12 protein-coding genes are annotated in these 12,231 nt (G+C 60.9%); 6 read left to right on the top strand and 6 right to left on the bottom strand.

Going from position 1 to position 12,231, the window contains the following annotated elements; translation table 11 throughout:
- Positions 1–123 precede the first annotated feature (123 nt).
- Positions 124–825, top strand: coding sequence for a hypothetical protein (locus Q4B98_RS07720; RefSeq protein WP_303196534.1), 702 nt, complete (start codon positions 124–126; stop codon positions 823–825).
- Here the strand turns inward: Q4B98_RS07720 and Q4B98_RS07715 are convergent.
- Positions 800–2,203 carry an NCS2 family permease gene (locus Q4B98_RS07715; protein WP_303196598.1) on the bottom strand — a complete coding sequence of 468 codons (1,404 nt, stop codon included), beginning with the start codon at positions 2,201–2,203 and terminating at the stop codon, positions 800–802. The two genes, Q4B98_RS07720 and Q4B98_RS07715, sit on opposite strands and share 26 nt — an antisense overlap.
- Positions 2,204–2,318: 115 nt before the next feature.
- Here Q4B98_RS07715 and Q4B98_RS07710 point away from each other — a divergent pair, with 115 nt between their 5' ends.
- Positions 2,319–2,606 (top strand): DUF2530 domain-containing protein, encoded by a 288-nt coding sequence (locus Q4B98_RS07710; RefSeq protein WP_303196596.1) that lies wholly within the window; start codon positions 2,319–2,321, stop codon positions 2,604–2,606.
- Positions 2,607–2,623: 17 nt separating this feature from the next.
- Here the strand turns inward: Q4B98_RS07710 and Q4B98_RS07705 are convergent, their stop codons facing one another.
- From Q4B98_RS07705 to nagB, 3 genes are all read right to left on the bottom strand, one after another.
- A complete protein-coding gene (locus Q4B98_RS07705; RefSeq protein WP_303196533.1) occupies positions 2,624–3,403 on the bottom strand; it encodes a DUF3027 domain-containing protein in 780 nt (259 codons plus the stop codon).
- Complete coding sequence (locus Q4B98_RS07700) at positions 3,403–3,786, bottom strand: cold-shock protein (protein ID WP_303196532.1); 384 nt, start codon at positions 3,784–3,786, stop codon at positions 3,403–3,405. The genes Q4B98_RS07705 and Q4B98_RS07700 overlap by 1 nt, the downstream gene beginning before the upstream one ends.
- A gap of 142 nt (positions 3,787–3,928) precedes the next feature.
- Complete coding sequence (nagB, locus tag Q4B98_RS07695) at positions 3,929–4,714, bottom strand: glucosamine-6-phosphate deaminase (protein WP_303196531.1); 786 nt, start codon at positions 4,712–4,714, stop codon at positions 3,929–3,931.
- Between the two features lie 587 nt (positions 4,715–5,301).
- Here nagB and Q4B98_RS07690 point away from each other — a divergent pair.
- The 4 genes from Q4B98_RS07690 to Q4B98_RS07675 all read left to right on the top strand — a co-directional run bounded on the left by Q4B98_RS07690 (position 5,302) and on the right by Q4B98_RS07675 (position 10,559).
- Positions 5,302–5,652: a hypothetical protein gene (locus tag Q4B98_RS07690; protein WP_303196594.1), complete on the top strand. Its 351-nt coding sequence runs from the start codon at positions 5,302–5,304 to the stop codon at positions 5,650–5,652.
- Complete coding sequence (locus Q4B98_RS07685) at positions 5,649–7,778, top strand: helicase-associated domain-containing protein (RefSeq protein WP_303196530.1); 2,130 nt, start codon at positions 5,649–5,651, stop codon at positions 7,776–7,778. The genes Q4B98_RS07690 and Q4B98_RS07685 overlap by 4 nt, the downstream gene beginning before the upstream one ends.
- A 59-nt stretch (positions 7,779–7,837) precedes the next feature.
- Entirely contained in the window at positions 7,838–9,496 is a 1,659-nt protein-coding gene (locus tag Q4B98_RS07680) for a DNA repair helicase XPB (RefSeq protein WP_303196529.1), read from the top strand.
- A 175-nt stretch (positions 9,497–9,671) separates the two neighbouring features.
- Positions 9,672–10,559, top strand: coding sequence for a serine hydrolase (locus tag Q4B98_RS07675; RefSeq protein WP_303196592.1), 888 nt, complete (start codon positions 9,672–9,674; stop codon positions 10,557–10,559).
- A gap of 10 nt (positions 10,560–10,569) precedes the next feature.
- Here Q4B98_RS07675 and Q4B98_RS07670 read toward each other — a convergent pair whose 3' ends face one another.
- Together Q4B98_RS07670 and Q4B98_RS07665 are read right to left on the bottom strand one after the other, a co-directional pair.
- Complete coding sequence (locus tag Q4B98_RS07670) at positions 10,570–11,256, bottom strand: copper homeostasis protein CutC (RefSeq protein ID WP_303196527.1); 687 nt, start codon at positions 11,254–11,256, stop codon at positions 10,570–10,572.
- A 3-nt stretch (positions 11,257–11,259) separates the two neighbouring features.
- Positions 11,260–12,051, bottom strand: a complete 792-nt coding sequence (locus Q4B98_RS07665) for a CPBP family intramembrane glutamic endopeptidase (protein WP_303196591.1) — start codon at positions 12,049–12,051, stop codon at positions 11,260–11,262.
- Positions 12,052–12,231: the final 180 nt, after the last annotated feature.

The raw sequence follows: 12,231 nt of genomic DNA, 5'->3' as shown, positions 1-12,231 counted from the left end.
CACAGCTCCCACCACAACGAGTAGTACGAGGACAAGGAGAACCCCGCTGACGATGTGTTGTCTGGAGCGTGGATTCATGGATTACACCTTATGCCGACCTCCGACATCGAATAATCTGTCGCCATGGGTGGGTTGAGACTCAACGCCATCGCGATCGACGAAGTTCGCGACATTTTTGGGGCTGACGAGCGCCTCGCGACGAAGCTACGTACCTGGGCCGAAGCTGCTTTCAGCGTGCCTGTTCATCACCACCGACGATCCAGTTGGCGAAGCCCATTCCACCCGCTCTACAAGCCCAATGTCGAAGCCCCGGTGCTGCCGTTGGGATGGCCGACTCCCAATGACGTCGAGGACCTTGTTCGTGGCCGGTACATCGAGCCTGATCGTCTGGGGCGGTGCTGGCGTCTGGTCAACGAGTGGCTGACCCACCTGTCGTATGGATGGATTGAGATCTCGATGTCGGTGGCACGACTCGATGAACTTGATTTCGACCTTGCGGCTGTCGGATTGCCCAGCACCTGTTCCATCAAGCGGCTCATGGTTGGCGACCCGCAGATTCCGCTACGCCCGGCACCAGGAATGAAAATCGGTTATGCGCGCATCGGGCAGGTCTTGGCTACTCGACGAGCATTAACTGACATCGTGCCGGATGAGCGACGAGCTGAGGCTGATAGCGTCCTCGACTTCCTCAACTCATATCCCGGATGGATGAATCTAGCCGACGACCTGGGGCGCCCGGTGCCAGACCTCTTCGCGGTCTGGCAACCAGACACCATCGGTACGGTCCCCTCCACTCGCCTCACATCTGACCAAACAGCCTCATGAGCAAAGACTGAGCGAAGTAGATCACGAAGAGGGCCGCGACAACCCACAACAGCGGATGAATTGTGCGCGCTTTGCCAGCGATGGTCTTCGTGATGCAGAACATGATGAGGCCAGCACCGATACCTGTTGTGATCGAGTACGCGAATGGCATGAGCACCATGCCCAGGAAGGCCGGCAGACCTTCCTCGACATGCTTCCAGTCGATGTGAGTGACCTGGGCCATCATGAGGAATCCGACGAAGACCAGCACCGGTGCGGCAGCCTCCGACGGAATGATCGAAACGATTGGGGACAAGAACATCGCCAGCAGGAATGCCATGCCGGTGACGATGGAGGCGATACCCGTTCGAGCCCCCTCCCCTACCCCGGCAGCCGACTCGACGTAACCGGTGGCCGAGGAGGCTGAGCCGAGACCGCCAGCAACGGCTGCAACGGCGTCGACGACGAGAATCCCCCTCAGGTGCTCAGGATTGCCAGTCTCGTCAAGAATGCCGGCCTGGTCACCAATGGCGACAACCGTTCCCATGGTGTCGAAGAAATCGGCGAGCATGAGAGAGAAGACGACCAGCAGCGTTCCCAGGAATACCCCAATACGGAAGTGGCCATCGGCGAGAAAACCACCGAAAAGATCAACCTGACCCAACAACCCCAGATCGGGCCAGCGGAAATCAGCAGCTCCTGGCAGCCGCGGAACATTGAGGGCCCAGCCAGTGGGGTTCTTGTCGCTCTGCGGTCCCACGTCAGCAATGGCCTCGATGATGACGCCGAGCAAGGACGTACCAATAATCGCAATGAGCATGGACCCCTTGACGTGCCGCTGGTGCAACACGACGAGCAGCAGGAATCCGAACAGGCACAGCAAAATCGGCCAGCCCTCCAAACTGCCGCCAACACCCAAGGTGACGGGAGTTCCGGAACCAGAACGAATGACACCGGAATCCACAAACCCAACGAATGCGATGAACAGGCCAATTCCGACGCTGATCGCCGAGCGCAGAGAGTTCGGAACCGCCCGGAAGATGATCTCCCGAACTCCAGTGAGGACGAAGATGAGGATGAGGACACCCTCCCACACCACCAGGCCCATTGCTTGGGACCATGTCATCGTCGGGGCAACGACGTAGGCCAGCAAGGAGTTGATACCAAGACCAGCGGCGATACCCATCGGGAATCGTCCCCAGATACCCATGGCAATCGTCATAATCGCCGCCACAAAAGCGGTGACTGCCATAACCATCATCTTGTTGTCATCAATGCCAGCCGTGTTGAGGGTGGTGCCGGCAGCATCGAGGAACTTCGGATCCCCATTGAGCAGCTTGCCGTTCTTGTCCGCCGCAGTACCGATGATGAGCGGGTTGAGGGCCAAAATATAGGCCATTGTGAAGAAGGTGACGATGCCGCCACGAACCTCACGCGACCTCGTCGATCCTCGTTCCGTGAGGTGAAACCAGTTGTCGAATCTTGCTGATACGGTGTTGCTAGACACGAAGGGCATTCTAAGGACAAGATGCCACGGCACTGCAGCGGGGCATTACGATGGGACTGTGGCCAACGAGCGTGAACACCTGCTAACCCAGGCCAACGTCGCCCCAGTCGACGCGAACGGGGTGACTGTCGGCATTGTGGGAACCATCGCTTTCGCGGTGGCGTCAATCGTGTGCTGGGCCATGTTCGACCATCTCACTGAAACCGGCTATCGCGACTGGCTCTGGATTTGTCTGACCGGCACCGGGCTGGGAATCGTCGGCACAGCGTATTGCTGGCGACGTTCCCGCCACTGAGTCCATTCAGCACCCATTCAGTCGAACAACGAGTTATCCACCGAAATAGTGTCGAACACCGGCTCGGGTAATTCGATCCCGCGTCGCTTCTCGACAACATCGGAGTGACCACCGCAGCCATGGTCAACGTGGACCACTGAGCCATCAGAGGGCGAAAACTCGTTGGAGCACACTCCAAAAACTCGCCCTAAGGAGTGCTGCAGGCGTACGAAATAACCACACGTAACGCAACTGGCGGGGGCATGGCGACTCATCGCGTTGTCAGGACCCCCCTCACCGGCGAGCCACCGCTCAGCGGTTGAGTCACGACCCTCCCGCGATAACAGACGCTCGCGCCCCAGCCCCAGCTCAGACGCCACCGCCCGGGTAGCAGCCCACTCAGCCGGATCCTCGTCAGCGGCGAGTTCACCGCCGGTGTAACCGGGCTCCAGACGCGGATCGTTGTCAGCGGTGGGCATGAGAGTTCCGGCGCTAATATCCCCGGCTCGAACACGGTCGCGCCACGGCACCCACTCGGGAGCCAGGAGAGAATCATCACCAGGGATAAGAACGACCTCATTGACGGTGACGTTACGCCCGCGCAGGGCACGCGACATCGTCACAGCCCACCGCCAGCCCCGGTATCCCGGGTGCGGACACTCGAAGAGGTGGGTCAGAACGCGCTCACCCTCGACAATCGTCCCGACGTGCTCCCCAACACCGAAGTCACCCGCGCGGTGTTCGGCTGCTTCCCGGGCCTGGTCAACAGCTTTCGCGATAGTCGCGTCAGCCTTGATAGACCGTTTTGACGTCCTCATCACAGCTCCAACTCGTCGGCAACAGCACGCAGCATTTTGGCCACCGCTCCCGCAGTCCGTGGATCAGGATGGCGTCCGTGCCGGTAGCCGTTACCCATCTTGTCAAGCATTTTGATGAGGTCTTCGCAAATCACCGCCATCTCCCGGGGCTTCTTGCGACTCGCCTTCGCCAGCGAGATCGGGGTCTCGACGATCTGCAGAGACAGGGCCTGCTCGCCTCGGCGTCCTTCAACAACCCCAAAGTCAACCTTCTGACCGGGTTTCAGGGTATTCACCCCTGCAGGCAAGGCGGAGGCGTTGACATACACGTCGCCGCCGCCATCCTTCGTCAGGAAACCGAACCCCTTGGTGGCGTCGTAGAAACGCACCTTTCCGGTTGGCATCTCTGGCTCACTCCTTCTGGTCATGGACGATCAATGGACCGTCCTACAAGGCTACAGCCTTGTCGACGGTCCACTGTTCACAATCTTTCCATGGCCCGGCGGCAAGACTCCCGACGGGCCAGGAGCGTCACATCAACGCGTCTCACATGGTGCCGGAGTAATCGCCCCGCTGGCTATCAGTCCACCGGAAGTAGTCAGCCGTCGTCAGCTTGGAGGCGGCGGCCTCGTCAGCGATCACGAGGGCATGAGGATGGAACTGCAGCACCGAGGCCGGACACATTGCCGTCACCGGACCCTCAACCGCTCCAGCGACAGCATCGGCCTTGTTTTCCCCGATCGCCAACAGCACAACGTTGCGGGCATCCATGATCGTCCCAAGACCCTGGGTCACGCAGTGACTGGGCACCTTCTCGCCCTCCTCAAAGAAACGGGCGTTATCGGCCTTGGTCCGCTCAGCGAGGGTCTTGACGCGGGTCCGCGAGGACAGCGAGCTGGTCGGCTCGTTGAAACCGATATGGCCGTTGGCCCCGATACCGAGGATCTGGACGTCGACTCCGCCGGCATCCTTGATGGCCTTGTCGTACTCCGCACAGGCCGCGTCAAGGTCGTCCGCCATGCCGTTTGGGGTGTGGACGTCTGCCGGATCCAGACCAAGCTGCTCGGTGACGGTGTGACGAATGGTGGCGGCGTAAGAGCGCTCGTCGTCAGCGGGAAGGCCGACGTATTCGTCCAGAGCAAAGGCACGCAATCCGGTGAAATCAGCCTTGCCCTCTTTCGCAAGAGCAGCCAACGAAGAGTACGTCGTCAGCGGGGTCGAACCAGTGGCCACTCCCAAGACCGGCGCCTTCGCCTTGGCCAGAACCTTGGCAATACGCTCGGCTGCAATCCGCCCAACAGCCTGCTCGTCGGAGCAGATGATGACCTCCATGTCGACCCCTCCCTTTCATGCGCGGCCGCTCCGCGCGTTACGTAATATCTTCATTCAGGCTAGGGTCCATTGAGCGTTTCTGAGCGATCACAATCACCCCCCATGAGCGTTGCCCCGCACACACTGAGCGCGCGGCTTAGTCGGCACCAACCCTTACTATGGACGCTATGGCACTGAGTACCGTCAGGAGAGCACCCATCGACGTCGTCGGTTCTCGTCGGGCACCCAGTGCTTTCCGGGCTCCTCGGATCGCGCCTCTCGAAAACCCGACTCTTCCTGCCAGCCCGGCTGCCGGAAAGCCAGCCGAAGCTCCCGGGGGTTATCAAGGTGGGGACGACCGTCCCTTGGCCGAGTTGGTCCCGCGCCGTCGAAGTAGCCGCGAACCCCACGACCCGTTTTCCACCCAGGCTGGTCTGGCCGGTCCACGTGTCGAGCACCGGGATCCTCATGAACCCATCCGCACCAGCCGCTCGACCGGAACCACGACGACCTGGGCAGCTCCATCGGAGACTCCCGTCTCAACGGTCCCCCCACTGCGAGCAAAAACCACGAAAACCATCCGCTTACCTCGGCAGCTTGACCCGACTATGCCTGCCGCCGCTGGCAGTCGGTCCTTCCTGGATCTGTGCCGAGCGTTGGGCTGGCTGTGGATTGCCGTTCTCGCACTGGGATCGATGTGGTCCCCGCTGTCGATACCTGCGCTGATCCTCGCCTGGTGGTTGGCATGGCGTCACCCCTTCGCAGCTGGACGCCTCAGCAAAGCTCTCACTGCTGTCACAGTCGTTGTTATCCTCGGTGGCGCGATGGAGTCGCCGGTTCGAACCATCTTGGCCCAATTTGCATGGATGTCTCGCTTGGGCTGCGTCGCTATGCTCGCGCTCGGGTTCATCATCATTGACCGCTATCTGACACCTCGAGATCCGAGGTCGCAGCAATGAGCGAGGTCGATGAGCCAACAACCCTTGCGTCCACCATTCGAGGCCTCGATACCCAAGGGCTATCCCGGCTTCTGACCCTGCGCCCCGACCTGGCCAACCCCACTCCTCGCGACCTCACTGAGGTGTCTTCGCGAGCCGGCACCCATGCGTCCATCACTGCTGCGATCTCCAGCCTTGATCGGTGGCGGCTGAGTCTTCTGACGGCGTTGGCCGCGCTGGGAGACCTCACGCTGGCTGACCTGGCTGACGCCATCTGCCAGGGATGGCCAACCAAACCAGACACAATTCGCGCAGATGTCGCCGCCGGCGTCTCCGATCTGCTCGACATGGCTCTTGTGCTTGAGGACTCCGACCACCTGCACGTCATTCAGGTTGTCACCACCCATTTGTCCGGATATCCAGCCGGGCTGGCACCAGCATCCGTCATGCCTATGAGTTCCACGGAGGTAGCAGAAGCGCTGGCTGCTGCGGGCCCTCAGGCGCGCGCTGTGGTGGAGCGTCTGATGTGGTCTCCTACCGGTCACGTCCCCCATGCGCGACGTACGGTGACTCCCGAGACCGCGACAACCCCCGTCGAGACCGCACTCGCTCATCACCTGCTGCGTCCCCTGGACGACGACACCGTTGTCCTGCCCCGCGAGGTAGCCCTTGTCCTGCGCGGCAATCGTCTGTTCGCTGAACAGCCACAACCCACCCCACCGGCTTGGCCTGAACCGAGCCAGACCACCCTCGTGAATCGGGCTGGTTTGGGAACGGCGTTAGAGGCTGTCAGCGCAATGTCGGCCCTGCTGGAAGGAGTGGAGCGTCACGACTGCGCTCTACTTGCCAATGGCGGCATTGCCAAACGAGACGCCCGCGCAGTGTTGTCACGAGTGGCGGCTGAAGACGACGGCTGGGTGTACTTGGCTCTGGCCGCCGCTGGTGGGCTCATCGGGGCTGACGGGCGCGGCTGGCTTCCCACCCCGCTTGCCGACCGTTGGCGCACTGATTCCTTGTGGGGTCAGTGGGTGAGCTTGCGCGACGCGTGGCGACGTATTCCGCAACCTCCAGGCAACCTCGACAACACGTTAGTCGCGTCAGCACCAGCAACCGCCCGGGCGTGGCGGCGTCTAGTCCACCAGGAATTGAGTTCAGCTGAACCCGGAACTCCTGTCGAGGCCAGCCTTGTCGCCGACCGCATTCGCTGGCGTCAACCCGGTACTGCTGTGGAGGATTCCCTGGTTGAGGCCGTCCTGGACGAGTGCCGAGTACTCGGGATGATCGCGCTGGGAGCTCGCACCGATCTCGTCGATTCGCTCACCTGCGCCGACATGCCCGAACGCACCGACGAGGTGATCCTGCAGTCCGATCTCACCGCAGTCGCCCCCGGCCCGTTGACTCCTTCCACTGCCGCCGATCTGGCTCTGTTGGCCGATCGCGAGTCCACCGGGATCGCCGGGGTGCGTCGATTCAGCCGCGCCAGTCTGCGCCGAGCCCTGGATGCCGGGTGGACCGGGGAACGGGTACGCCAGTGGTGGTCGGAGCACTCCCTGAGCGAAGTTCCTCAGGGGCTGCTGGTCCTCCTCGACGACGTGGTGCGTGACCATGGCCGGGTTTCGGTGGCCGCCGCTGGAGCCCTTCTGGAAGTCGACGACCCGGCTGCCGTTGAGGCCATTATGCGCAGTTCCCTTGCTAAGGACCTCGCTCTGCGTCGCGTTGGTGCCCAGGTGCTGGTGGCCCAAGCAGAACCTGACCAGGTACTCGCCGGTCTGCGTCAACTAGGAATGGCCCCGGTTGCCCGAGATTCACACGGCGATGTTTTCTCGGCTCCCCCGCCCCCACGTGCCAAGATTGACGTCTCCCCCGCCTCGGCTCCCCAGACCGACCCCGAGGGCCTTGCGGCTTCGCTTCTTAAGAACAAAGGCCGTGGCTTCTCAGACCGCCGTCAGCTCCTTGCCCACCTGCACCAAGCCCAGCAAGAAGGTATGTGGATGCAAATCGAGCGAGTCATCGACGACGGCACTGCGGTACGTCAGACGGTGCGAATCATGGCAGTCGCGGCAGGAGCCGTACGCTGTGTTATCCGTGGTGGCGGAGGAGTATTGATCGTCCCGGTGTCCCGAATTACCGCCTGCCAACCGGCCTGACGACCGCTGAGGTCGTTTGAAAGGGAACAAATCTGAGGTGAGGGGCGATACTGGATGTGATGACTTCTGTACCCGGCCCCCTTATTGTTCAGTCCGATCGCACCCTCCTGCTGGAAGTGGATCACCCTTTGGCAGACGAGTGTCGTCATGCCATCTCCCCCTTTGCGGAATTGGAGAGGGCTCCCGAGCACATCCACACCTATCGCCTGACCCCACTGGGGTTGTGGAATGCGATGGCCGCTGGTCACGACGCCGAACAGGTCGTCGACACTCTCATGAGGTACTCCCGATACCCGGTGGCTTCCGGACTCCTCATCGACGTCACCGAAACGATGTCTCGCTACGGTCGGTTACGCATTGAGAAGCATCCTGCCCATGGACTTGTCTTGGTGTCGACGGACAGGGCTGTCCTCACCGAGGTGCTGAGATCAAAGTCAGTGCGTGGCCTCGTCGGTGACCAGATCGACGAGGAGACTGCTGTGGTCCATCCGTCTCAGCGAGGCACTCTGAAGCAAGCCCTACTCAAGCTGGGATGGCCTGCCGAGGACTTGGCTGGCTACGTGGACGGCGAGCGCCATGACATCGCTCTGGCTGAGGATGGCTGGAGTCTTCGGCCATATCAAAGGATGGCTGCCCAGTCCTTCTGGGATGGCGGGTCCGGAGTGGTCGTGCTGCCTTGTGGCGCTGGCAAAACCATCGTCGGAGCGACTGCCATGAGTCTGGCCCGCTGCACCACGCTTATTCTGGTCACCAACACTGTTTCAGCCCGGCAGTGGAAGGAGGAACTCGTTCGTCGCACCTCATTAACCCCTGACGAGATCGGCGAGTACTCCGGGTCACGCAAGCAGGTGAGACCAGTCACCATTGCCACCTACCAGGTCATCACGACGAAGCGGAAGGGGGTTCATCCCCATTTGGAGCTTTTCGAAGCCCGTGACTGGGGGTTGGTCATCTATGACGAGGTTCACCTACTTCCGGCCCCGGTCTTCCGTATGACAGCCGACCTGCAGGCGCGACGTCGGCTGGGACTGACGGCCACCTTGGTGCGAGAGGACGGCCACGAGGACGACGTTTTCACTCTCATTGGCCCCAAGCGCTATGACGCCCCGTGGAAGGAGATCGAGGCCCAAGGCTGGATCGCTCCCGCCGATTGCGTCGAGGTAAGGGTGAGCCTGTCCGAGTCCGACCGAATGGCTTGTGCCATGGCCGAACCGGATGTCCGCTATCGAATGGCCGCGACCTTACCGATCAAGAATCGGGTGGTTGCCGATTTGGTGGCCCGCCATCGTGGGCAGCCGACCTTGGTTATCGGCCAGTACGTCGACCAGCTGGAAGAGCTGGCCACGGAATTAAAGTGTCCGATTATCACCGGTTCCACCACCCCGACCAAGCGCCAGGAGATCTACCAGGATTTCCGCGAGGGACGCACGGACCTGCTTGTCGTCTCGAAAGTAGCCAACTTCTCGATCGATCTGCCGAGCGCCGAGGTCGCCATTCAGGTATCGGGGGCATTCGGGTCCCGTCAAGAAGAGGCTCAGCGTCTAGGCCGTCTCTTACGACCCAAGAACGGACTCGTCGCCCGGTTCTACGCGGTCGTTTCCCGAGACACCGTCGACGCAGATTTCGCCAGTCACCGGCAGCGTTTCCTTGCCGAACAGGGATATTCCTATCGCATCGTCGATGCCGATGATTTGGATGCATTGGACCAGACGGCGTGAATTGGAGAGGAAAGAAAACTTGTTTCGAAATGAGAAGGCACATTCCTCTGGAAAAGCCCTCATCTCCCGGCGCGCCGCGCTAAGCGGCCTGGTCGTCGCTGCTGGAACTGCCATTGGTATGCCGGCAGCCCACGCCAACCGACCGAATCGCCCTGAACCGCACCCTCGTGCTCCGATGAAGAACGCAAATCCGGCTGCTCCTGGACCTTATGTCCCATTCCCGTACCAGAACGAACTCAAGAAATACCTCGACGGCCGCGCTGGCGAGCACTCGATCGCCATGCGAGTGCATGGACAACGAAACATCTACGTTCTCAATCACGGGGCCACGCACTACATCACTGCCTCGATCGTCAAGCTGGCCATCATGGAGACAGTCATGGTTCAGGCTGCTGCCGAGAAGCGTCAGCTTTCGAAATCCGAGAAGGACCTTCTGGTCCCCATGATCGAGAATTCCAGCAACGAGGCCGCAACTGCTCTCTGGGAAAGAGTGGGCCAAGCCGACGGGGTTCGCACCGTGATACGTCGCCTAGGTGCTACCCACACCACCTTTGACCCTGAAGGCCATTGGGGGTTGACCTCGACGACAGCTGCTGACCAGGTCGTCCTCGCTGACTACATTTTCTGCCCCAACGACGTCATTCCCGCTTCCATGCAGGCCTACGCCCGCAAGCTCATGTCCAGCGTCTCGCAAGATCAAGACTGGGGCATGACGGCTGGTATGAACACGCCCTACGTCAAGAACGGCTGGCTTTCTCGCGAGGATGGCTGGCACGTCAATTCCGTAGCTTCCACCGGGACCAAGGGGTACACCGCCGTCGGGCTGACCCATTCGACGACGGCCCCTATGGAGGACCTGGTAGAAACCATCGAGGGGGCGGCGCGGATCATCGCCCGTCATGAGTCTCGGCCGAGTTCCACAGCGCCATCAGGTCAGCCTTCGAAGACCGCCACGCCCGCACCTCAACCTGTTGACTCTGCGCCTCAACCAGTTGACGACGACCATGGTCACGTCTCTTTCCATGCTCCGGGCACATGGAATATGTGGTTGCAGGCGTTCTAGCAGGTCCGGGTCACCCGGCGAGGCGGTCCAGGAGATCACGCCATGACCTGACAAGGTCGCTGTCCACCCACGCCTTCCAAGAGCCTTGGGGCCGAGCTGGGCTGCCGATATGGAAAGCACGAATACCGGCCCGGTACAGCCACGGGACGTGCTCGGGTCGCAAACCGCCGCCTGCCATCATGAGTTCAGCCACTCGCAGGTTTGTTTTGGCGCGGGCAATGAGGTCGTCAAGACCGTACTCGATTCCCTGCGACGACCCGGCTGTGAGAACCTGATCGAGTCCGGACAGACCCAGCAACTGCACCCATGCTCTGTCGGGCTCCCGGCTGTTGTCGATGGCTCGATGAAACGTCCAGCCCGGCCAGCCTTCGGTCAACTCAGTGACAGTCTCGACGTCAATCCCACCCGCGTCATCAAGGAATCCCAGTACCAGGCCATCCGCACCGAGATCACGATAGGTACTGGCTAAGTGGAGTATTTCGTCGTGCCTGCGCGGGTCAGCACGAAAGCCTCCGTCAACGCGGAGCATAGGACGCACCGGTATGTCAACGGCGCTGAGGGTGCGTGCCAACACTTGAGGGCTGGGGGAAAGACCGTCCTCATCCATGGTGCCGACCAGTTCGATGCGATCGGCACCTCCCCGTGCTGCCCGCTTGGCGTCGTTTTCGTGCAGACAGATGACCTCGAGCAATGCCATGGCTTAATTCTTGCGCCAGTCTCGTCGAATCGCCTCGATAAGGCCTGCGATGAGAACGGCCAGCACGATCGTGCTGACGATGGACCCCTCAGCACCAAAAGTGCCGCCAGTGAGCCAGGAGTAGGAACCGGCAGTTCCACCAGCCGTCATAAGAGTATTCGCGAACTTCAACCCGGAAACGTCAAATCCCATCACCATGCCCTGCAGCCAGTTCCAGACAGTATGGAATCCCATTGCAGCGAGCAGATTTCCTCGCCACACCACCAAGAGGCCCAACATGAAACCAAATCCTGCGACGTTGACCACGGCAATCCAGGTAGTACCTGGGTTCGCTGCGTGCAGGACGGCAAAAACCACGGCTTGGAGGGCTAGACCGGCAGGAATTCCCCACTTCGCTGCTACTGACTGCATGAGATAGCCGCGCAGCACGACTTCCTCGGCACATCCCTGAATGAGGAACAACAGCAGAGAGGCGAGGATGAGCATTACCGCCGTCGCGCTGGGATAGGTCCACGCTATCCGCACCTGCCCACCAGCAGTCATGACGATGACGTCAGCGGCAAGAATCACGATCGCTATCGCCACGCCGATCACGACATCGCGGGCCGGTCCACGAAAACCCAAGCAGACCATCGGGCGCTGTTCGACGAATCTCATCCACAGCCACAGCGCTACCCACACACCGAGGAAGGACACCAACAGCAGGATCGTCGACGTTTGAGCGTCGGGATGACCACCTGCCAACGCCGTGAGTACGAAAGCCACACCGCCTTGCCCCACCCCGAGGATCATCATTGCCGCTAACAATGACAACAGCGGATGGACGGTTCCAGCTCCAGTAAGCAGAGTGGCGAAACGGCTTCCCTGCGGACATCGGGTATTTAGGTGCACTATCCGAGGCTACTTGACGGCAGACGGCCACCAGAATCCGTCCTGCGAATACATCTTTGCCGCTCTCACATCTTCGTTAAAGCA

Source organism: Cutibacterium sp., from assembly GCF_030525615.1.
GTDB lineage: Bacteria > Actinomycetota > Actinomycetes > Propionibacteriales > Propionibacteriaceae > Cutibacterium.
Note: the sequence above shows the minus strand (reverse complement) of the source record. Positions and strands in the feature narration are given on the sequence as shown.

Excerpts from the sequence above, each read along its gene's own strand:
- Q4B98_RS07680 (WP_303196529.1), top strand. The coding sequence starts at position 7,838 with ATGACTTCTGTACCCGGCCCCCTTATTGTTCAGTCCGATCGCACCCTC.
- nagB (WP_303196531.1), bottom strand. The coding sequence starts at position 4,714 with ATGGAGGTCATCATCTGCTCCGACGAGCAGGCTGTTGGGCGGATTGCA.
- Q4B98_RS07685 (WP_303196530.1), top strand. The coding sequence starts at position 5,649 with ATGAGCGAGGTCGATGAGCCAACAACCCTTGCGTCCACCATTCGAGGC.
- Q4B98_RS07665 (WP_303196591.1), bottom strand. The coding sequence starts at position 12,051 with ATGATGATCCTCGGGGTGGGGCAAGGCGGTGTGGCTTTCGTACTCACG.
- Q4B98_RS07705 (WP_303196533.1), bottom strand. The coding sequence starts at position 3,403 with ATGAGGACGTCAAAACGGTCTATCAAGGCTGACGCGACTATCGCGAAA.
- Q4B98_RS07720 (WP_303196534.1), top strand. The coding sequence starts at position 124 with ATGGGTGGGTTGAGACTCAACGCCATCGCGATCGACGAAGTTCGCGAC.
- Q4B98_RS07690 (WP_303196594.1), top strand. The coding sequence starts at position 5,302 with ATGCCTGCCGCCGCTGGCAGTCGGTCCTTCCTGGATCTGTGCCGAGCG.
- Q4B98_RS07670 (WP_303196527.1), bottom strand. The coding sequence starts at position 11,256 with ATGGCATTGCTCGAGGTCATCTGTCTGCACGAAAACGACGCCAAGCGG.
- Q4B98_RS07675 (WP_303196592.1), top strand. The coding sequence starts at position 9,672 with ATGAAGAACGCAAATCCGGCTGCTCCTGGACCTTATGTCCCATTCCCG.
- Q4B98_RS07715 (WP_303196598.1), bottom strand. The coding sequence starts at position 2,203 with ATGGCCTATATTTTGGCCCTCAACCCGCTCATCATCGGTACTGCGGCG.
- Q4B98_RS07700 (WP_303196532.1), bottom strand. The coding sequence starts at position 3,786 with ATGCCAACCGGAAAGGTGCGTTTCTACGACGCCACCAAGGGGTTCGGT.